Genomic DNA, 19,792 nt, shown 5'->3' on the forward strand with positions numbered 1-19,792 from the left:
ATCGCGTTCGCTTCGCGCAGCTCCCGGTTCTCCCGCTCGAGCCGCCGAATCCGTTCAAGCTCGCTGGTGGTCACGCCCTCACGAGCCCCGCTGTCGACCTGCGCCTGCCGCACCCACCGGCGCAGGCTCTCAGCCCCGAACCCGAGCCGCTGCGAGACCGTCTCGCACGCAGCCGTCAGGTTCGGGTACTCATTGAGGTGATCGAGCACGAGCCGAATCGCACGCTGCTTCGTCTCCTCCGGGATCCTCTTCGGCATGGTGATCATCTTCCTTCCAGACTCGAAAGGAAGCGGCGTCAAACCGGTGCCGGTTCAGTCCCCTTCATTCCTGACCGTGTAGGCGCAAGGCGCGTAGGGCGATGATGAGTTCAGCCGACTCGGCTGGATGGGAGATACGGCGTCCAGTGAGTTGAGTAATACGTTGCAGGCGGTAGAGCACGGTGTTCCTGTGGCAATGGAGTGCATTCGCGGCCGCCGCGGTGGACCCGCCCGCATCGAGCCACGCGTCCAGGGTGTCGAGCAGCGCGTTCGCTCCGCTGGAATCCAGCGAGAGCACTCCTCCCAGGACTTCGCGGATGAGATAACGAACAGGATCGGGATTCGAGATGAGCGTCAGCTCAATCGGGCGATCACCGTAGAGACTCAGCCCGTGTTCGCCGGGAGTCAGACAGCGAAGCGCACTGCGTGCCTGATCAGCTGCGCGCGGGAGGTGGGAGACATGCTCGAAGGGATGACTGGCGCCCGTTGGTACGACGGTGGTGGCCGTTATGGCGGCGAGAGCTGCCTCAAGGTTCTCGAGCGTGGAGGCTCCCGCCAAGCCAATGTGCATCCCGACATCTTGTGCCCAAACGATCGCCGCGAACTCTTGTGCGCTCGTGTAGCGCGGTTCCGGATCGTCACCGCCTCCTCCGAGCGACGACGCAAGTGCTGTGTACCAACCAGTGTCGGGCAGTCCGAGGATCCGCAGGGAGTCCGTCGGATGCGGGGCCATTCCCGAGAGCAATGCCAGCAAGTGAACGCGACGTCCTTGCTCGCTGCGGCGTTCGCTCTCGTCGATGACTTCGCGGTAGGCCTCAACCGCAGCGGTTGAGAGGTGATCCAAGACCTCCCACAGCTTCGCGGTGGTCGCCATGGCGGCATCAGTCTCGCCGGTGCTCCGCGTGACTTCGTCGACCTCATGGAGGAGCGTGATGCCGGCGAGTCGGTAAGCGTGTAAGAGGCTCGCCATCGGAATGCCGTTCTCGGCTTTGGTGCGGCCCGCACGCCTTGCGGGACTCAGGCTCGGTGGGCCGCCTCGCAACTCCTTGAGGATCTCTTTGAGGTTCTGGTCGACAATGTCACTGAGATCGTACTGAAGTTCGGGATCGCGGTAGACCGGCTCGTTTCGCAGGATTGCTTCCACGATGCGGTCAACCAGGGTGCTCCGTCGTTCATCGATGTGTGTGAGAAACGACAACCCGTGGGCCTGGGGTGTGAGTGGACGAATCTCCGACGTCGTTCTGTCCATGCTTGAGCGTAGCCCCTAGCTCTGCCCCTTCGCAGGAGTTCCCATGTGCGTGTGCACAAGGGAACTCCTGCGAAGACTGGGCGGCCGCCTCTGGTGGGACGCCTAGACAACCCGCAAGATTGCGTGAGAAACCGGCTCGTGCTCGAAGGAGAGAAGAATGTCGGACCTGCAGCAGCTAGATGAAATCGTTCCTGCGCGAATCGATGAGTTGATCACAGATTTGGCGGTCGGCGCTCAAGCCTGGGCTGTTCTCCCATTGACGCGACGAGCTGAGCTGTTGGCAGAGGTGCACGAGACGGCTGAGGGTGTCGCGGAGCAATGGGTGCGTCTGGCGTGCGAGATCAAGGGAATCAACTTCGAGGACCCGTACGCCGGTGAGGAGTGGATCTCCGGACCATATGCGGTCCTGGCAGGCGCGGGCACGCTTGCTCACACGCTGTCGGCGTTGGCTCAGGGTAAGAGTCCGATTGGGCGCGACCGCCTGGGTCAGGCCACTGGGGACCGAGTGGTCGTGAATGCACTGCCTCGCTCGGTGCAGCAATGGACGCTGATGCACGGCTTCACCGCTGGCGTGTGGCTTCGGCCGGGAATTAGTGCGGAGCAGGCGAAGGCGCGAGCTGGCCTCGGTGCACTGGACCGGACTGGCGTCAGCGCGGGTGTAGGAGTGGTGCTGGGCGCGGGCAACATCACTTCGATTGCACCTCTTGATGTGCTCTATGAGCTGGTCGCGTCGAACCGTTCGGTGATCCTGAAGCTGAACCCGGTGCTGGGGCGATTGGAACCGGTGCTGAGCGCGGCGCTGGCGCCGCTGATCCGGGAGGGTTTCGTGCGCATCGTAACCGGCGGGGCGGAGGTCGGTGAGTACTTGACCTCGCACGCGGGTGTCTCGCACGTTCACATCACCGGCAGCGCCGCCACACACGATGCCATTGTCTGGGGTACGGGGGAGGAGGCCGGGCGCCGCCGCGCGAGTGGCGAACCGCGGCTGACCGTGCCGATCACGAGCGAGTTGGGCGGGGTTTCGCCGGTGATCGTCGTTCCAGGCCGGTGGAGCAAGGCGGACCTGAGATTCCAGGCCGAGCACGTGGTAACCATGCGGATGCATAACTCGGGACACAACTGTGTGGCTGGCCAGGTGGTAATCGTGAGCAGCGATTGGAGCCAGCGTGACGAGTTCGTCGCTGAGGTCGAGCGGGTGCTGGCGGAGCTGCGTCCTCGTCCCGTCTGGTACCCGCGAGGAGAGGAACGGCTCGCACAAGCGTGCGACGTGTATCCCAGCATGCAGCGCGTCGGGCCCGATGGCAGTCGTGCGCTGATCGATCTCCCGGCCGGTGAGGACGCCACCGCACTCGAGCAGACCGAGTTCTTTGCGCCAGTACTCGGCGTCGTCTCCGTGCCCGGAACGGGCTCGGAGTTCCTCCGGGCCGCAGTTGAGCATGCCAACGAGAAGCTCGCGGGAACCCTCGGGGTCAATGTCCTCATCGACCCGCGCACCCGCCGTCGCGTCGGCGAAGCGTTTGATGACCTTATCGCCGAGCTGCGGTACGGCACGGTCGCGATCAACACCTGGACGGGTCTGGGCTTCCTCACCGCCACTGCCAGTTGGGGAGCATACCCGGGCGCTACGATCGACGACATTCAGAGCGGAACCGGGATCGTTCACAACGCACTGCTGCTGGACGATGTTGAACGCACAGTGGTCGAGGGTGCCTTCCGGCCTTTCCCCCGGTCGATCGCGGGCGGGGAGTTCTCGCTGTTCCCGAAGGCGCCGTGGTTCTCCACCGCCCGCTCCGCGCACACCACGGGGCGTCTCCTGGCTGGGTACGCGGCTCATCCGTCGTGGGCGAAACTGCCAGGTATCTTCCTGTCCGCGTTCCGTGCCTGACCGGACCTATTCCGATCACCTCACCCACTCACCAAGTCACGAAGCTTCACCCCCACTGCAAAATAGGAGATCGCGTATGTCCACTCATCCCACCCCCGAGCGCTATGACTTTGTCGTCGTCGGCGCTGGTTCCGCAGGCTGCGCCGTCGCCGCCCGGCTGAGCGAGGATCCCGAGACGACGGTGCTGTTGCTGGAGGCCGGTGGAACCGACCAGCGCCAAGAGGTGCAGATTCCGGTCGCCTTCTCGCAGCTATTCAAGTCGGACGCGGACTGGAACTACCAGACCACCCCGCAGCGGCAACTCGACAGCCGCAGTATCTACTGGCCACGCGGCAAGGTCCTCGGCGGCTCCTCGTCAATGAACGCCATGATGTGGGTGGTCGGCTTCGCCGCCGACTACGACCACTGGGCCGAACTGGCCGGTCCCGAATGGTCGTGGGAAGCGCTGGCACCGCTGTTCGCCGACAACGGCATCACCGTGTCTGCGCAGCGGGACCCACGCAGCCACACAGCGGCCTTTCTGCGGGCTTTCGAGGAAGCCGGGTATCCGGTTGAGGAGGCGAACAAGCCCGAGCCTGGAGGGTTCACTCAGACTCTGGTCACACAAAGCGGTGGTGCGCGCTGGAACTCCGTGCGCGGCTATCTCGATGCCGCCGCGGGCCGCGAGAATCTCTCCGTTCTCTCCGAAGCCCATGTCGACCGGGTGCTTTTCGACGGGCAGCGCGCCACCGGGGTCCGTTACCACACGGACGGACTGTGGCGCGAGGTGGTCGCCGATGCAGAGGTCATCCTCGCCGCCGGTGCGGTGAACACGCCGACCATCCTGCTGCGCTCAGGAATTGGCCCGGCAGACGATCTCGACAAGCTCGGCATCCCCGTGCTGGTCGACTCGCAGGACGTGGGTCGGCAGATGCGCGATCATCTCGTGACCTTCCTCACTCGTGAGGCGTTCGAGGACACCCTGTTCGATGCAATGACACCAGAACAGCTCGAGAAGTACGGCACCGAACAGATGGGCATGCTCACGTCGAACGTCGCCGAGTCGTACGGGTTCGTGAAGACCGATCCGGGTCTTGAGCACGCGGACATTGAGATCCTCGCCGCGCCGGCTGCATACGTGAAGGAAGGGCTTGAGGGCATCCCCGGTCACGGTCTCACGATCGGCAGCATCCTGCTGCTGCCGGAGAGCCGAGGCTCGGTGACCCTCGCCGACGCCGATCCCTTCAGCGCACCGCTCATCGACCCTGGCTATCTCACTGACCCGGGTGGAGCGGACCGTGCTCGGCAGCTAGAAGGTGTACGCATCTGCGAACGCATTCTCGCCACGGATGCCATGAGTGGGCACATTGGGGCCCACTACATCGCGCCCGAGAACGGCGAAACGCTCGAACCGGAACAGCGGGCGGAGGTCGCGATTAGCACGCTCTCGCACACGCTGTATCACCCGACGTCCACGGCGCGCATGGGTTCTGACGAGGGATCGGTCGTCGACCCGGAGCTACGCGTACGTGGTGTACACGGCCTGAGAGTCGCCGACGCGTCGATCATGCCCGAGATCATCCGGGGGCACACGCATGCTCCGTCCGTGGTCATTGGGGAAAAGGCAGCGCAATTCATTCGTCGTAGCGTTGTTGAGAATGCCCGCAAAGGAGCTTCTCGTGTTTCCTAGTCCGTACCCCGACGTTGAGATCCCCGAAGTGAGCATCTACGACCACCTCTTCGGGAGCCTTTTGGAGGAAGACCTCAAACGGGTTGCTTTCATCGATCCTGACTCCGGGGCACCGACCAGCTACGGTCAGCTGAGGGACGATGTCGATGCGCTGGCTGGCGCACTCGCCGCGCGCGGGGTCCGAGAGGGCACTGTGGTCGGCCTGCTGAGTCCGAACGTCCCCGCTTTTGGGACCGTCTTCCACGCAGTGTTGCGCGCCGGGGGTACCGTGACCCCGCTCAACGCGCTCTACACAGCGCCGGAAATCGAGAAGCAGCTGCGTGATGCGGGCGCGACCCTGCTATTCACAGTTGCACCGCTTCTTAACAACGCAGAGGATGCGGCCGCGGCGGTCGGGATCGGCGCGGATCGGCTCATTCTGATGGACGGAGCGCCGGGCCACCCTGACCTCTCCGACCTGCTGGCCGAGGCCAGAACTGCGCCGCGGGTCGACATCGATCCCGCGACCCACGTCGCCGTGCTGCCCTACTCTTCAGGAACGACCGGAACACCTAAGGGAGTCATGCTCACCCACCGAAACCTGGTCGCGAACGTCGAGCAGTGTCGTGCTGTGATCGACGTCTCGGCGGAGGATCGGGTATTGGCGGTGCTGCCGTTCTTCCACATCTACGGCATGACCGTCCTGCTTAATCTTGCGTTGCGCGCCCGCGCAGCGCTCGTGACAATGCCCAGGTTCGAACTCATGCGATTCCTGGAACTCATTCAGCAACACGCGTGCACCTTTGTCTTTGTGGCTCCCCCGATCATGGTCGCCTTGGCGAAGCACCCGATGGTCGATGAGTACAACATCTCGAGCCTGCGGACAATCTTCTCGGGCGCGGCGCCGCTTGACGCTGTTACCGCAGAACGCGCGGCCGCAAGGATCGGCGCTCGGGTTCGGCAGGGCTACGGCATGAGCGAACTCAGCCCGGTGTCACACGTCATCCCGGATGACCGTGACGACATCCCGCGATCATCGATCGGCGTGCCCGTTCCCAACACCGTTTGCATGCTGGTCGACGTCGAGACCGGGGAAGAGATCGTCGAGACGGACGAGCAGGGTCTCACCCGTCCGGGGGAGTTGTGGGTGAAAGCACCCAACGTCATGCTCGGCTACCTAGGGCGTGACGACGAGACCGCGCAGGCGATCACGGCAGACGGCTTCTTGCGCACCGGGGACATTGCCGTCCGTTCCGACGCGGGGTGGTTCGCGATTGTCGACCGGGCGAAGGAACTCATCAAGTACAAGGGGTACCAGGTGGCCCCGGCCGAACTCGAGGCGTTGCTGCTATCGCACCCGAAGGTGATGGATGCCGCCGTGATTGGGATACTCGATGAAGACGGCGAAGAGGTACCCAAAGCGTTCGTCGTGCCAGCGCCGGACAGCGGGCTCGCCGACATCGAGGTCATCGAGTACGTCGCCGACCGCGTTGCACCGTACAAGAAGGTCCGCGCCGTGGAGTTCATCGACTCCATCCCCAAGTCGACTTCGGGTAAGATCCTCCGGAAGGACCTCCGGGTACGCAAAGATTGAGACGACGAACATCGATCGTGCCGTCGAGGGGCTGACGCAGTGATGAGGGGCCTGGCCTGCTGGATGCCTGGCGCAACTTCGACCCAGCGGCCCACCCGACCGCGAGGAGAGGCCAATCGTGCAGATTTCCGAGAGGTCTCGTCCAACGGACGTCTCATCGCGCCGCGCACCGGCCCATCGTGACCGCACTGTCAAACGTGTTGCGCGTGCGGCTCGCGTTGCCTTGTCAGCAGGGCGGGGTGTGTCGCCGGAACTCATCGCCGATGTCTGCGCGCAGATCGGACTGCACCCTCATGCCTTCCGCACTTTGCTTCCGACGGACGACGATCTCCTCGACGAGGTGAACGGAATCCTCGTGTCGGAGTGCGCCGATCGGCTCAAGGCCGGCATCGCTCGATTTCGCCCGGTCGGATCGGGCGACGCGGTGTTCGTCCAGGCAGCCGAAGCGCTCGCCGCGTCCTGGCCACTCGACTGCGCCGGCCTGACGATCCGCGCCGAACGACGCTTTCGAGCACTCCGCGACGGGCGCCACGGTAACGCGGCGGTCGCGGGCGACCGGCGATTCGCTGCCGAACTCGCGGGGGTGTTCGAAGACCTGATGGTCGTGCTGGGCCGGAAGTTCGCTTGGCCGCCGCCGCTCGCGGTCCGTGTGATCATCGACACTTATGAGCGATCCTTCGAGGCATGGGTGCTGGACGGCAACCCGGAGAGCCAATTCGAGGAGTCGCCCTTCGTGCAGCGCACGCTGCCGACCCTCCTACGCGAGATGAGTGTTCCCACGTGATCCGATCGCGATCGCCCGGTCACGCAGGAACGCATCAGAACTGGGGCTGTCCGACCAACGGTGGATCTGGTCTGGCCTGACCGAAAGGACGGGCGATGACCGGTGTTATCGAGATGATCGATCCTGTGACGGGAGAGATCATCGACGAGCAGCAGCTCGCGGAGCAGCTGCTGAAGCAGGCGAAGGAACAGGGCGTCGACTTGATCGGCCCCGACGGGTTGCCGAACGGGCTCACGAAATGGGTGCTGGAGACCGCGCTCGAGCCGGGGGTGACAGAGCACCTCGGATACGAGAAGCACGCATCGACGGTCGGCGAGAACGCGCGCAACGGCACCAGGTCCAAGATATGCTGACCGAGGTCGGCCCGGTCGAGATCGACGTCCCCAGAGACCGTGAGGGGTCATTCGAGCCGAAGATCGTCAAGAAGCGCAACGGCGGCTGAATCTAGGGCGTGTCTCCTAAATCTGGGTGCTGATGCGCGGATGCTGGAGCGGTGTCGCGTTTCCAGTTGCTCTCTGATGCTCAGTGGGATCTGATCGGCGGGTTCCTGCCCGGGCCGACCGGTCGGAAGGGTCGTCCGTTCTCGGACGCGCGGACGATGGTCGAGGCGATCGTGTATCGCTATCGGACCGGGATCGCGTGGCGGGATCTTCCTGCGGTGTTCGGGCCGTGGCAGACGGCGTGGAAGTGGCATCGGCGGATGGCCGGCGATGGCACGTGGGATCGCATCCACGCACTGCTGCTGGCCCGTGCTGACGCGGCGGGCAAGGTGGACTGGTCGGTGTCGGTGGATTCCACGATCGCTCGCGCCCATCAGCACGCGACGAACATCACCCGCGTCACAGGGGGCTTCGTCGGACTACAAGAATCTGCTGGCCGAGCCGCCTGATCACGGGTTCGGCCGCTCCCGTGGCGGCCTGTCGACCAAGCTCCACCACCTGGTCGACGGTCGCGGCCTGCCGCTGGTGATTGCGGTGACGCCGGGGCAGTCCGGGGATTCGCCGATGCTGATCCCGCTGCTGGAACAACTGCGCGTGGCACGTCCCTCCGGTCACCCCAGGACCCGACCCGACCGGGTACGAGGCGACAAGGCCTATTCGTCGCGAGCAATCCGCCAGCACCTGCGCGACCGCGGCATCCAGGCGGTCATCCCACAACCATCGGACCAGATCGGCCACCGACTGCGGCGCGGCTCCCGAGGCGGACGACCCGTCAGCTACGACCGCGACGACTACCGGAACCGGAACGTCGTCGAACGCCGCCTCGCGGCCCTGAAGCAGTGGCGCGGCATCGCGACCCGCTACGACAAACTCGCCACCGTCTATCGATCAGCAGCCGTCTTCACCGCCGTCATCGCCTGGACCCAACATTTAGGAGACACGCCCTAGGCCGGTGACGTCCCGGCGAGTGGTGTGAAGTTCTTGGCGGTCCCGGCGTCTTGGGCGTGGGTGAGCCATCGTGCGATGGGGAGCCTGACCCGGGGTCAAGTCCCTGGAGGTGGTGTAACGGCTGATCCTTCGTGTCAGGCGCTGAGCGCGATGAAGGTGTCAGCGACCAACCTCGCTCTCTGTATCAGGAAGGACGCCGCTACCTCGGGCCGGACCTCCAGCCCGGCCGCCATCCGCGACACCTGCGACTTCGACGGCGCGTGAATCCAGAGGGTCTTCCACGAGCTTGTCCATCCGACGCGTGGAGACCCCGGCGAGGTAGCAGGCGGCGATGATCGTGATCAGCGCCGCCTCGGAACGCTTCCGCCGCTCGAGCAGCCACTCCGGGAAGTAGGTGGCCCTGCCGCAGCATTGGGATCGCGACATCGATTGTCCCGGCACGGATGTCCAGGTCGCGGTGCCGGTAGCCGTTTCGATGCGTCGTCCGGGACGGGGACGGTTGCCCCCAGTCCGCACCGACGACCGGGGGTTCACACCGTGACCCCGATGGACGACGAATTGACTCAATTTCGCAAGCGCGACCGTAGTACTAGCCGGGCACGTCGCCGCAGCGATCGGGTCAGATCGACGGGTCGACGAGGATCTTGACCTGTTCGTCGCGGTTGTTCCGGAGCTCCTCAAAGCCCCCCGAAACGATCGATGCGAGGTCGATCTGGCTAGTGATCATCGGGGACGCCTTGATCTGTCCGCGCGCCATCAGTTTGAGCAGTTGCGGAATCTCTTCTTCTGCTTCGTAGCAGAAAGTGAAGACGAGCTCGAGTTCACGAAGCAGGGGAGCGGTCATCTCAAAGCTCGCCGGGCGTTCCCATGCGGCGACGACCACGAAGCGCCCCCGCTTGCGAGTGGCGGCGATCGCAGGGTCGAACGCCGCCTGAACTCCTGCTGTGTCGAAGCCGACGTCGGCACCTCGACCGAAAGTGAGGGATTGGGTGACCGATACGGCGTCTTCGGTGGTGGGGTCAATGACCCGCGTCGCCCCGAGCTCGAGTGCGGCCTGTCGGCGACGGGGAGACACCTCGCTGACGATGATCTCGCTCGCGCCTGCGGCGCGAGCCGACTGCAGCACGCCCAGTCCGATCGGACCGGCACCAGCGATGTACACGCTCTCGCCCGCCGCGACCCTCCCGCGACGCACCGCGTGGAAAGCGACGCCCAGTGGCTCGACGAGAGCGGCTTCGGTCAGCGATAGGTTCTCCGGTACAACAAAAAGCGCGCTTGCCGGTACTGCGGCGAGAGGTGCCAGCGCGCCTGGACTGCGCAACCCTATGAAGGTTGGCGTGTCGCAGATGCCGGTCAATCCATGACGGCAGAGGTAACAGACACCGCAGCCTGTCACGCCGACGCCAGCGACACGATCGCCCACTGCGAAACCTCGTACCTCGCTGCCGAGTTCGACGATCGTGCCGGAGTATTCGTGACCTAGTGTCGTCCCCGGCACTGCGAAGATCGGGCCCCCAAGATACTCATGGAGGTCGGTGCCGCAGATGCCGGTCCGCTCTACTTCAATGAGAACGTCCTCGTGCCCGACAGTCGGCTCGGGCACCTCTTCCACCCGCACGTCTTCTGTTCCGTGAAAAACCGCTGCCTTCATGATCCTGCTCCTTTGTCCGAGTTCTTCGATAGGTCATCGGCACCGGCCCGATTACGGGTACGATGCAAGTGCCCGCTCGTTCTCTGCGGTGCGTTCCGGGGAGAGCCCGCCGCCCACCAGGTCGGCGGCGAGCAGTGCGGTGTGGAGTGAACTCAGGTCGGTTCCGAGATCGTGGCCGAGGATCTCCTCGGCCCGCCTTAGTCGGTACCTGATGCTGCCGCGGCTCTCTCGAAGATCCGCGTCGAGAGCCTTCAGCACGCGCGAGTTCTCGATGATCACCATTCGGACATTCTGCGCCTCTGCATAGTGCCGGTGCAAGTGTCCCGTGTCGAGTAGTTGGCACTCTTTTGGCCTCGGGGAAGTTGGGGATCCGGGGGTCGGCGAGACCGAGGTGGACATCGAGCGGGCGGTTCCAGGCCAAGGCCTCGTGCGGGCGGATCGTGTTGAACTCGACGCGGTGCTCGTCGCCGATGCGGACGAGGTCGAGGGCGTCATCGATCTCCTCGCGGTAGAGACGCTCGTATTTCAGCGTCTGGAAGCCGCGCTCTCCAACGCCGTTCTGCCCGGGGGTTTGGGCCCGGGTTCGGATGTGACGCGGTTCGGGCCGAGCGGTGATGAGCGCGCCGAAGCGGAAGGACCGGAACGCACTCCCGTTGTCGGTCACGAGCGTGATCGGGACGACCTCGCCGGAGTCCGGGTCTGTCGGGTGCTCCAGCAGCGGGGCGTTGCCGAGGAGACGTTGCGCTTCGGTGAGGGCGAGCTCGACGGCCTGAATCGCGTCGTGCTGGTTCGCGGTCGGTGACCGGTGCCAGGCGAACTCGTATTTGGACCAGTAGGTCGATCACCGCGGCGACCCGCCAGGTGCCGCCGTGAGCGGTCTCGTATTCGGAGAAGTCGAGCTGCCAGACCTGGTTCGGCCCAGTCGGCGGCGCGGTGAACGCGGCCTTGCGGGCCTTCGCGAGTTCGCGGCGCTCCCGCTGGTAGTCGGCTTTCAGCAGCAGGCCTTCCTCGTCCAGCAGCCGGGCGACGGTGGACTGGGAGAGCCGATAGCCGTCGTGACGGACCATCGCCCAGACCTTTCGGTGACTCCAGGCCGGGTGCGCGGTCGCGTGCGCGAGGACGACATCGCGGTGCGCGGAGCGAACTGGCGCCGGCCAAGGACCCTTCGGCGGTCGACCGTCCCGAGGCCGGGCCTGGTGGCGTCGGTAGGTGCGAAGCGGAATGCCGACTTGGGAAGCGAACCTCATGGTCGGCATCCCGGACTCGCGTCGGATTACCTCGAGGTCGTCGAAGGGCCCAAGCGGCCCTCAGCTCTGCCTCAAGCGCGGACTGCAGCACCTGACGGGTCAGCCCGGTCAGCAGCCCGTTCGGGCCGGTCAGATCGATGCCCTGCTCGCGCGCGGTAGCGACCAACTGGTCTGCCACGGCCGTCACATCAGGCGGTGGAGGCAGGATCTCGCCTGTTCGCGGATCAACCTGCTCGCCCTCTTCAGTTGTCAACGTCGTAGCGTCAGTTGTCAACGTCGTAGCGGTGTTCGTCGCGTGACTCATCTTCCCGCGCGGCTCACGCCGCGCCGATCACGCCGAACCCCTCACACACGAACTTCCCGACAGACCCCGAGGTCGAGGCACTGGCCTCCGCTCTCAGGCGGTCCGAGGCGACCAGCCTCGGCGATGGGCGCGGTGCGGGCGGGGTTGCGGGTCGCGGCGGCACTGCGGACGTGCATGCCGCGCGGTCTTGCCACAGAGCTGCTCTTTGGCATCGAGTCTCATTGATCGGAACCGCCCCCTTGCTGGGAGAGTCTCCTCGCTGATGACATGGTCATCGTCACCAACCGCACCGTAGTGGTACTTGTTCACCGCAGCGCTACTTGTTCGAGGAGGAGCAATGGAGGACACGCAGCGCCGCGACGAGGCGATCCGCCTTCTCGACGCGTACCGGACGCGGGCGCCGATCGACCCGATCATCGAGCGGTTCCCCACGATGACGCTCGACGACGCGTATGCGATCCAGTCGTTGCAGATCGACGAGTGGCGCGCATCGGGGGCGGTCATCCGCGGCCACAAGGTCGGGCTCACGAGCCGCGCGATGCAGAAGCAGATCGGCGTCGACCAGCCGGACTTCGGCGTGCTGCGTGACGACATGTTCCTGCCGGAGAGCACCCCGATCGACACGGGCGCATTCCTCCAGCCGCGGGTCGAGCCCGAGATCGCATTCATCCTCGGGCGCGAGCTGCGCGGGCCCGGAGTCAGCCTCGCCGACGCCGTGCGCGCGATCGACTGGGTCGTTCCCGCACTCGAGCTGATCGACTCGCGCATCAGCGACTGGCGCATCGGGTTCTTCGACACCGTCGCCGACAATGCATCCAGCGGCGCCGTCGTCCTGGGTTCGCGAGCCCGACGTCTCGACGGTCTCGATCTTCGCGGGATGGGGTGCATCCTGCTGCGCAACGGCCGGATCGTGGCCACCGGTGCGGGAGCGGCCGTTCTGGGGTCCCCGCTGAATGCCCTGGTCTGGCTGGCGAACACCCTCGGCGAGCGGGGCGTCGCGCTCGAGGCCGGCGCGACGGTGCTGCCGGGATCGATCACAAGATCCCTTCCCGTATCCGTCGGCGACGTCATCACGGCGCGCTACTCCGACCTCGGCGAGATCACCGCCCCGTTCGCCTGACCGCCGCCCGAATCCCACCCCGTCGCCTCCGTGTCGCGGAAGCGAGTGACACCTGACGCCCACTCGAAGGAGAAGCCACACCATGGCAGAACGACTCACCGCAGCGATCGTCGGCCCAGGCAACATCGGTACCGACCTGATGTTCAAGGTGATGCGACATGCGCAGAACCTCGAACTGACGCACATGATCGGCGTTGATCCGAGCTCGGAGGGGCTCGCGCGCGCACGGCGGCTCGGCATCGAGGCCAGCGATGGCGGCGTCGATTGGCTGCTCGCCCAGTCCGAGCTGCCCGACATCGTGTTCGAGGCGACCAGCGCCAAGGCGCACCGCGCGAATGCGGAGCGCTACCGGGAAGCCGGCATCACCGCGATCGACCTCACGCCCGCTGCGATCGGCCCGTACGTCTGCCCCCCGGTCAACCTCGAGTTCAACCTCGCCAGCACGAACGTCAACATGATCACCTGCGGCGGGCAGGCCACGACTCCGATCGTCCACGCGGTCAGTCGTGTCGTCCCCGTCTCCTACGCCGAGATCGTCGCGTCGATCTCGTCGAAGTCCGCCGGCCCCGGTACGCGCGCCAACCTGGACGAGTTCACGATGACCACCTCGCGCGCCCTGTCGGCCGTCGGCGGTGCGGAGCGCGGGAAGTCGGTCGTCATCCTCAATCCCGTCGATCCGCCGATGATCATGCGCAACACCGTGTTCTGCGCGATCCCGGCGGAGGCGGCCGAGCCCGGGGAGCTCCAGGACCGCGTCGTGGAGTCCATCGAGCAGATGGTCGCCACGGTCCAGGAGTACGTGCCCGGCTACCAGCTCAAGTCCGCGCCGCAGTTCGACACCCCGCGCGAGACGTGGAACGGACTCGCCCGCGTCGCGGTCTTCTGCGAGGTGCGCGGACGCGGCGACTACCTCCCGCCCTACGCGGGCAACCTCGACATCATCACGGCTGCGGCGACCCGCGTCGGCGACCTGATCGCGGCGGACCGCATCACCAGGAAGGGGCAGGCCGCATGACTCGCGAGCTGCGCATCACCGACACCACTCTGCGGGACGGCTCGCACGCGATGAGCCACCGCTTCACCACCCAGCAGGTCGTCGACACGGTCCGGGCGCTCGACGAGGCGGGTGTCCCGGTGAGGCATGGGCCGCGGAACTCGGCCCAAAGCCCGCCGATCCGCAGCTTGCCGCGATATGGCGACGCGAGGCGCGCACCGTCGCGGCCTACCGCGACACCTACGGCATCACCGAGACCAGCGCGCTCGGACTCATCGGCGACGACGCCCGGCAGCGCACAGACGCCATGCGAGCACGCGCCGCGATCCTGCGCGCACAACAGCTCGCGGCACGCGCAGCAGAACCGGAGTCCACGGTCAGCGCAGTCGGGGTATCCGCGCCACGCCTGTAGCTGCCCTTCCGTGTGTCCGAGGTCAGGCGTACCCTGGGTGTCGAGGTAGTAGCCACGATTTCTAGGTCGCTTGCGACGGTCCTCTCGGGACGCTCACCACATGATCTATCTCCTCGGCGGAGCTACGCACCCTCTCAGGAGGCGGACATCATGCTCCGACTGCTCTGGAATCTCAGCATCCGGGTTCGGCTGTTCCTGCGGACGTACATGCCGACGAACATCCTGCTCAGCGCGCTGCGCACGCGCCGCGGACTGAAGTGGGGCGTGCCCGCAATGCTCATCGCCGTGCCGTATCTGCTCGGCGCGTGGCTGCTGACCGTCTGGATCGCCGACGGCGGGCCGGGGTGGCTGAACCTGCTCGTGCTGCTGTTCATCTGGAACGCACTGAAGTTCGTCGTCAACGGGCCGATCACGCTCGTCGTCCTGATCCGGGCTCGCCTCACCGAGCGGCGCGACCGCCGAATCGTTGAGCGCGAGTCGGCGGCTTACGCGGCGGGCGGCGACCTTCCCGTTCTCGCCGCGACGCGACTCTGACCCGGACGCATCGGGATCGCCAACGGCACTGCAAGAGCGGCCCCGCGCGCTGTCCGAAAACCTGTCCGTTTACTCCCCGTAGCCGTCCGTAAACGTCCAGAGGTAGACTGAGCCCCAGACGGCATCTGCCGCCTGGGGCTCAGCAATTTGCTGGGCTCAGAGACCGGAAGTGTGGCTCTGAGGGCCTCCCGGAATCAGACTCCGAAGTACAGCTCGGAGTCCCGCTCGGCGGAGTACCTGCGCCTCACGACGGTCGACGATTTCGATGGCGCCGACTGGGAACCCAGCAGCGCCGCTCCGGCCTCCGGCAATACGCTGGACAGCTTTCCGTCTCCACCGGGGCTTGCCGAGGGGGTCGCCGTCGTGAGGGAGAGCAGCGACATCCGCATCCTCTCACTGGACAGCCCATGGCTGCCGGTGCCGTACCCGACGACAGCGGTCAACGGGGTCGACGACTCGTGGCGCTGGAGCCGCGGCAACCTGGCGATCTCGAGCCGGAGCGACGGTTCGGCCGGCGAAGAATACCGGGTGACGAGTCTCACCCCCGACCCCAGCCCCGAACAGCTGACCGAGGCCGGCGTCTCGACTCCGAATACGGTTGGCCGGTTCCTCGACCTGCCTGCCCGCCTCTCGCCGAGCGTCACGCTGGCCGCGCTGGACGTCACCGGCAGCGCGGAAACCGCATACGAGAAGGCCGTCGCCCTGCAGGACTACTTCAGGTACGGCGACTTCGAGTACTCCGAGACCGCGCCGGTCGACGAGGGCTATGACGGCACCGGGGTCGGCGTCGTCGCCACCTTCCTCGAGGAGCGGTCCGGCTACTGCATCCACTTCGCCTCGGCCATGGCGGTGATGGCGAGAACCATCGGCATCCCCTCGCGCATCGCGGTCGGCTTCCTGCCAGGCGACCGGGTCACGCGGGAGGGCGAGTCAGCATTCGAAGTCACCAACCGCGACCTGCACGCCTGGCCGGAGCTCTACATCGACGGGCTCGGCTGGTTGCGTTTCGAACCGACGGTCAGCCGGGGCGACGTCCCCGGCTACGCGGAACCGGGGGCAGCGGATGCCCCGTCCCGCCCCGGCGAGGAGTCCCCGGCCCCCACGGCGAGCGCCGCCCCGAGCGCGGCGCCGACCGCGGCGCCCAGCGCCGCTCCCGACGACGCGGGTTCTGACGCCGAGGCCGGAACGGGTGGCCCTTCAGCGTGGATCTGGGCCGTCATCGCGGTGCTCGTGCTGCTCCTGGCGGCGGCCGTCCCGGCGCTGACCCGCCGGCTTCAGCGGCTGCGGCGGCGGGGCAGACTCCGCCGCGGGCTCGCGCCGCCGACGCTCGCCTGGCGGGAACTGCTGCAGACAGCGGAGGATCTGCGCGTCCAGGTGCCGCCGACCCTCACGCCGGCCGAGATGGCGGGGGCGCTGCTACCCGGCAGCAGGAACGAGTCGCTCGAGCGCCTGGTGGTCGCCGTCGAGCGGGAGAGCTACTCGCGGGAGGGACTGGCAGCGGAGCCCGGCATCGTCGCCGACCTCGATGCGACGATCTCCGCGCTGCGGACCGCAGCGTCGCCGAGAACGAGAGCTTTCGCCGATCTGGTGCCGCCGTCGATCTGGTCGCGGCTGCCGCTCATCGGGCGCTGAAGTTCACCGGGCGCTGAGCAGCGAGTTGGTCGACTTCCAGTAGCTCGCGGCGATGATCGAGTCGAACAGGCCGAGCATCTCGTCGCCGATGTCCACCAGTCCGGTGCTGAAGGTGATGAGCAGCACGCGCTTGGAACGGGGGACCGTGACCCATTAGTCGGCGATCAGGGTGGGGGGAGTCTCATCCGGTTCCTGGGGCAGACGGACGCGGTGCGTGCGCAGCACCTCGGATTCGCGGATGCCGAACCGGTGGGCCGTCGCGTCGATCTTGCCGCCGGCGGTCAAGGTCTTCTCCAGCACCCCCATCACCGCGGCGGCGGAGGTGCCGATCGCCGGGGTCATGCCGATCTCCGGCAGGAACACCGTGAAGTGCGCGGGAAGGGGAACCTGCGGCACTATCGACAGCGCGATCTGCATGCTGAGCCCGTCGCCGTCGATCGCCCGCTCGAGACCGTCCAGGAGACGACGACTCAGTTCTCCGCGCAGACCGGCGAGTTCGTCGGAACGGCCGAGCTGGCGACGGACCAGGTCACGCACGCTCACCCTCGCGGTCTCATGGTCGTGAAGCGGCACCTGCCACCATGCCCCGGGGAGGCGGAACCGCAGTTCGGGAAGAGCGACGGCGGTGCCGGTCATTCGGCGTCCTTGCCCGACCACGGGCCGTAGCGGTCGGCCAGTTCCTCGCGACTGAGCTTGAGGATCTGGCCGGCGATCCCGAGGTGCGCCTCTGGGAACTGTTCGGCGAGCGGGGCGAGATCGAGGTTGCCGAGGGTGTCGCTCGCCGGCTGGGACGGACGAGAGCCCTGTGCCGCCTGGAAGGAGATCGAGCTCGGCTCCCTGATCGCGTTCCTCCAGACCGTCTCGAAGGTCGTCTCGGCCGTGGCGGCGAGAAAGGCGGGATCGGTCTGGTCGACGTAGACCCGGACCAGGATGCTCTGGGTGTTCGGCGCCCCCGACCAGGTGAAGCTCGCGAAGGCTCCTGCAGCGTCGGGAACGGCGCCGGCGACTGCGGCCTCGATCGCCCTGCCGTCGTCCTCGTTCATCGCACTTTGCTCGGGGGAGCATCCGGCGAGTGTCGGTGCAGCGAGCCCCAGGAGCAGGGCGGCGGCCAATCGGCGCGTCTGGTCATTCATCAGCGACGTGCAGGTGGTACGCGGCCTGCTCGAGGTCTACGGCGTCACCGTGACCGACACCGCCACCGGAGAGCTCAGCTTCGACACCAGCAACGTGGAGAAGGCGCACTTCGCCGAGATCGACGCCCACGCCGGCTCCAGCCGAATCCCGATCCTGTTCTGCGGCCCGCTGCTGCACCGGCTCGGCGAGGCGCGCATCCCGGACCTCGGCGGCTGCCGCATCGGCGACCGGCCGATCGACTTCCACCTCGACGCGCTTCGAGCGATGGGCGCCATCGTCGAGAAGAGCTACGAGGGCATCTACATCACGGCGCCCAACGGTCTGCACGGTGCAGACATCACCCTGCCGTACCCGAGTGTCGGTGCCACCGAGCAGGTGCTGCTCTCCGCCGTCAGGGCGAAGGGCACCACCGAGCTGACCAACGCGGCGATCGAGCCGGAGATCATGGATCTCATCGCGATCCTGCAGAAGATGGGCGCGATCATCTCGGTCGAGCCGAACCGGGTGATCCTCATCGAGGGGGTCGACCGGCTCGAGGGCTACAAGCACCGCGCGCTCTTCGACCGCAACGAGGTCGCCAGCTGGGCGGCGGCCGCGCTGGTCACCGAGGGCGACATCTTCGTGCAGGGTGCCCGCCAGAGCGAGCTCATGACTTTTCTCAACGTGTTCCGCAAGGTCGGGGGAGCGTTCGACGTGGAGGACGACGGCATCCGCTTCTACCACCCGGGCGGCGAGCTCAAGCCGGTGACCATCGAGACCGATGTGCATCCGGGGTTCATGACCGACTGGCAGCAGCCGCTGATCGTGGCCCTGACCCAGGCGAGGGGTGTCTCGATCGTGCATGAGACGGTGTACGAGGATCGCTTCGGCTTCACCGACGCCCTCAACGAGATGGGCGCGAACATCGTCGTGCACAAGAACGGTCTGCCCGACCATCCGCGCCGCGTGGCCCGCCGCGACTTCGAGCAGGCGGCGGTGATCACCGGTCCGACACCGCTGCACGCAGCGAACGTGCACGTGCCCGACCTGCGTGGCGGCTTCAGCTATCTGATCGCGGCGCTGCGCGCCGAAGGCAAGTCGACGATCAGCAACGTCGGCATCATCAGCCGGGGCTACGAGCACTTCATCGAGAAGCTGGAAGTCCTCGGTGCGGACTTCGTCTTCGAGGCCTGAGCCCGTGGGGACGGCCGGCGCCGCAGAGTCGCGGCAGGGGCGGGCGCCGAAGCGCAGGTCGGAGAAGACCCCGTTCTTCCGCATCGTCGCCGGGATCGTGATCCCGCCCATGGCGGCCATCGTCAAGCTGGAGCTGATCGACGGCCACAACCTGCCGAAGTCCGGCGCGGTGGTCGTGTCGCCCAACCACATCAACGAGCTCGACCCGGTGCTGATCGGCTACGCGATGTGGAAGCTCGGCCGGCCGCCGCACTTCCTGGCCAAGGCCTCGCTGTTCGCCATCCCCGTCCTGGGCTGGGCACTGCGCAAGATCGGGCAGGTGCCGGTGGAGCGCAGCGGATCGGTGCGCGGCAACGATCCGCTCACCGCCAGCAGGAAGCTGAGCGACGAGGGACTGGCCGTGGTCGTCTACCCGGAGGGCTCGCTGACCCGGCAACCGGACCTCTGGCCGATGCGCGGCAAGTTCGGCGCGGTCAGGCTCGCCATCGACAACGGCCTTCCGCTCGTGCCGGTGGCGCACTGGGGCGACCACAAGGTCATGCAGCCCTACGGCAAGAAGATCAGCCTGTTCCCGCGCAAGACCGTGCAGATCAAGTTCGGTGCGCCGATCGACCTCAGCGCCTATGCCGGTCGCCCGCTCGACTCTGCCGCACTGACCGCGGCGACGACATCGGTGATGCTCGCGATCACCGCCCTGCTCGCCGACCTGCGCGATGAGCCTCCGCCCGAGCGGCTGTGGGACCCCGCCGAGCACAACCAGACGGAGACCGGGCACTTTGACTAGCA

General features: G+C 66.5%; 18 protein-coding genes and 4 pseudogenes. 12 read left to right on the top strand and 10 right to left on the bottom strand.

Annotation, left to right across the window (positions count from 1 at the left end; translation table 11 throughout):
• The coding region (locus tag AADH62_RS07815) for a transposase (protein ID WP_425355655.1) at positions 1-266 on the bottom strand (266 nt) is incomplete at its 3' end.
• Between the two features lie 55 nt (positions 267-321).
• A complete protein-coding gene (locus AADH62_RS07820) occupies positions 322-1,506 on the bottom strand; it encodes a helix-turn-helix domain-containing protein (RefSeq protein ID WP_341578952.1) in 1,185 nt (394 codons plus the stop codon).
• A 157-nt stretch (positions 1,507-1,663) separates the two neighbouring features.
• Between AADH62_RS07820 and AADH62_RS07825 the strand changes: the two genes are divergently transcribed.
• The 6 genes and pseudogenes from AADH62_RS07825 to AADH62_RS07850 all read left to right on the top strand — a co-directional run bounded on the left by AADH62_RS07825 (position 1,664) and on the right by AADH62_RS07850 (position 8,805).
• A complete protein-coding gene (locus tag AADH62_RS07825; protein WP_341578953.1) occupies positions 1,664-3,391 on the top strand; it encodes an aldehyde dehydrogenase family protein in 1,728 nt (575 codons plus the stop codon).
• Between the two features lie 76 nt (positions 3,392-3,467).
• Complete coding sequence (locus AADH62_RS07830) at positions 3,468-5,060, top strand: GMC family oxidoreductase (RefSeq protein WP_341578954.1); 1,593 nt, start codon at positions 3,468-3,470, stop codon at positions 5,058-5,060.
• Complete coding sequence (locus tag AADH62_RS07835) at positions 5,050-6,633, top strand: AMP-binding protein (protein ID WP_341578955.1); 1,584 nt, start codon at positions 5,050-5,052, stop codon at positions 6,631-6,633. The genes AADH62_RS07830 and AADH62_RS07835 overlap by 11 nt, the downstream gene beginning before the upstream one ends.
• Positions 6,634-6,874: 241 nt before the next feature.
• Positions 6,875-7,417 (top strand): hypothetical protein, encoded by a 543-nt coding sequence (locus AADH62_RS07840; RefSeq protein WP_341578956.1) that lies wholly within the window; start codon positions 6,875-6,877, stop codon positions 7,415-7,417.
• Between the two features lie 113 nt (positions 7,418-7,530).
• Positions 7,531-7,847: pseudogene (locus AADH62_RS07845) on the top strand (transposase); the annotation flags it as partial.
• Between the two features lie 63 nt (positions 7,848-7,910).
• Positions 7,911-8,805 (top strand): IS5 family transposase gene (locus AADH62_RS07850; protein WP_341578957.1). Its coding sequence is split into 2 segments (ribosomal slippage): positions 7,911-8,261 and positions 8,263-8,805, totalling 894 coding nucleotides; the frame shifts between segments, so codons are not numbered across the junction.
• Between the two features lie 203 nt (positions 8,806-9,008).
• Here the strand turns inward: AADH62_RS07850 and AADH62_RS07855 are convergent.
• The 5 genes and pseudogenes from AADH62_RS07855 to AADH62_RS14580 form a co-directional block, all read right to left on the bottom strand.
• Positions 9,009-9,328: pseudogene (locus tag AADH62_RS07855) on the bottom strand (transposase); the annotation flags it as partial.
• 96 nt (positions 9,329-9,424) lie between these two features.
• Positions 9,425-10,456 (bottom strand): 2,3-butanediol dehydrogenase, encoded by a 1,032-nt coding sequence (locus AADH62_RS07860; protein WP_341578958.1) that lies wholly within the window; start codon positions 10,454-10,456, stop codon positions 9,425-9,427.
• 51 nt (positions 10,457-10,507) lie between these two features.
• Positions 10,508-10,738 carry a hypothetical protein gene (locus AADH62_RS07865; protein ID WP_341579190.1) on the bottom strand — a complete coding sequence of 77 codons (231 nt, stop codon included), beginning with the start codon at positions 10,736-10,738 and terminating at the stop codon, positions 10,508-10,510.
• A gap of 181 nt (positions 10,739-10,919) precedes the next feature.
• Positions 10,920-11,120 (bottom strand): annotated as a pseudogene (locus AADH62_RS07870) (transposase); the annotation flags it as partial.
• Positions 11,121-11,764: 644 nt separating this feature from the next.
• Positions 11,765-12,007, bottom strand: a pseudogene (locus AADH62_RS14580) (hypothetical protein); the annotation flags it as partial.
• A 337-nt stretch (positions 12,008-12,344) separates the two neighbouring features.
• Between AADH62_RS14580 and AADH62_RS07875 the strand changes: the two are divergent.
• The 4 genes from AADH62_RS07875 (at position 12,345) to AADH62_RS07890 (ending at position 16,699) form a co-directional block, all read left to right on the top strand.
• Positions 12,345-13,127, top strand: a complete 783-nt coding sequence (locus tag AADH62_RS07875; RefSeq protein ID WP_341578959.1) for a 2-keto-4-pentenoate hydratase — start codon at positions 12,345-12,347, stop codon at positions 13,125-13,127.
• A gap of 82 nt (positions 13,128-13,209) precedes the next feature.
• Positions 13,210-14,142 (top strand): acetaldehyde dehydrogenase (acetylating), encoded by a 933-nt coding sequence (locus AADH62_RS07880; protein WP_341578960.1) that lies wholly within the window; start codon positions 13,210-13,212, stop codon positions 14,140-14,142.
• Between the two features lie 541 nt (positions 14,143-14,683).
• Positions 14,684-15,067 carry a sulfate permease gene (locus AADH62_RS07885; RefSeq protein WP_292726374.1) on the top strand — a complete coding sequence of 128 codons (384 nt, stop codon included), beginning with the start codon at positions 14,684-14,686 and terminating at the stop codon, positions 15,065-15,067.
• A 171-nt stretch (positions 15,068-15,238) separates the two neighbouring features.
• Positions 15,239-16,699, top strand: a complete 1,461-nt coding sequence (locus tag AADH62_RS07890) for a DUF3488 and transglutaminase-like domain-containing protein (RefSeq protein ID WP_341578961.1) — start codon at positions 15,239-15,241, stop codon at positions 16,697-16,699.
• 3 nt (positions 16,700-16,702) lie between these two features.
• Here AADH62_RS07890 and AADH62_RS07895 read toward each other — a convergent pair whose 3' ends face one another.
• From AADH62_RS07895 to AADH62_RS07905, 3 genes are read right to left on the bottom strand one after another with little or no spacing between them, the layout of a single operon-like run.
• Entirely contained in the window at positions 16,703-16,825 is a 123-nt protein-coding gene (locus tag AADH62_RS07895) for a hypothetical protein (protein WP_341578962.1), read from the bottom strand.
• A gap of 27 nt (positions 16,826-16,852) precedes the next feature.
• Positions 16,853-17,335: a hypothetical protein gene (locus AADH62_RS07900; protein WP_341578963.1), complete on the bottom strand. Its 483-nt coding sequence runs from the start codon at positions 17,333-17,335 to the stop codon at positions 16,853-16,855.
• A complete protein-coding gene (locus AADH62_RS07905; RefSeq protein WP_341579192.1) occupies positions 17,332-17,832 on the bottom strand; it encodes a hypothetical protein in 501 nt (166 codons plus the stop codon). The genes AADH62_RS07900 and AADH62_RS07905 overlap by 4 nt, the downstream gene beginning before the upstream one ends.
• Between AADH62_RS07905 and AADH62_RS07910 the strand changes: the two genes are divergently transcribed.
• The gene (locus tag AADH62_RS07910; RefSeq protein WP_425355661.1) at positions 17,717-19,006 is read left to right on the top strand and encodes a UDP-N-acetylglucosamine 1-carboxyvinyltransferase; all 1,290 of its coding nucleotides are present in this window, start codon (positions 17,717-17,719) and stop codon (positions 19,004-19,006) included. The genes AADH62_RS07905 and AADH62_RS07910 overlap by 116 nt on opposite strands.
• A gap of 4 nt (positions 19,007-19,010) precedes the next feature.
• Positions 19,011-19,790, top strand: a complete 780-nt coding sequence (locus AADH62_RS07915; RefSeq protein WP_341578964.1) for a lysophospholipid acyltransferase family protein — start codon at positions 19,011-19,013, stop codon at positions 19,788-19,790.
• Positions 19,791-19,792: the final 2 nt, after the last annotated feature.

It is taken from the genome of Microbacterium schleiferi (assembly GCF_038150145.1).
Classification (GTDB): Bacteria; Actinomycetota; Actinomycetes; order Actinomycetales; family Microbacteriaceae; genus Microbacterium; species Microbacterium schleiferi_B.

What these genes read in the sequence shown, in the direction of transcription:
- AADH62_RS07820 (WP_341578952.1), bottom strand. Translation starts at nt 1,506, where the DNA reads ATGGACAGAACGACGTCGGAGATTCGTCCACTCACACCCCAGGCCCAC.
- AADH62_RS07825 (WP_341578953.1), top strand. Translation starts at nt 1,664, where the DNA reads ATGTCGGACCTGCAGCAGCTAGATGAAATCGTTCCTGCGCGAATCGAT.
- AADH62_RS07830 (WP_341578954.1), top strand. Translation starts at nt 3,468, where the DNA reads ATGTCCACTCATCCCACCCCCGAGCGCTATGACTTTGTCGTCGTCGGC.
- AADH62_RS07860 (WP_341578958.1), bottom strand. Translation starts at nt 10,456, where the DNA reads ATGAAGGCAGCGGTTTTTCACGGAACAGAAGACGTGCGGGTGGAAGAG.
- AADH62_RS07865 (WP_341579190.1), bottom strand. Translation starts at nt 10,738, where the DNA reads ATGGTGATCATCGAGAACTCGCGCGTGCTGAAGGCTCTCGACGCGGAT.
- AADH62_RS07875 (WP_341578959.1), top strand. Translation starts at nt 12,345, where the DNA reads ATGGAGGACACGCAGCGCCGCGACGAGGCGATCCGCCTTCTCGACGCG.
- AADH62_RS07880 (WP_341578960.1), top strand. Translation starts at nt 13,210, where the DNA reads ATGGCAGAACGACTCACCGCAGCGATCGTCGGCCCAGGCAACATCGGT.
- AADH62_RS07885 (WP_292726374.1), top strand. Translation starts at nt 14,684, where the DNA reads ATGCTCCGACTGCTCTGGAATCTCAGCATCCGGGTTCGGCTGTTCCTG.
- AADH62_RS07900 (WP_341578963.1), bottom strand. Translation starts at nt 17,335, where the DNA reads ATGACCGGCACCGCCGTCGCTCTTCCCGAACTGCGGTTCCGCCTCCCC.
- AADH62_RS07905 (WP_341579192.1), bottom strand. Translation starts at nt 17,832, where the DNA reads ATGAATGACCAGACGCGCCGATTGGCCGCCGCCCTGCTCCTGGGGCTC.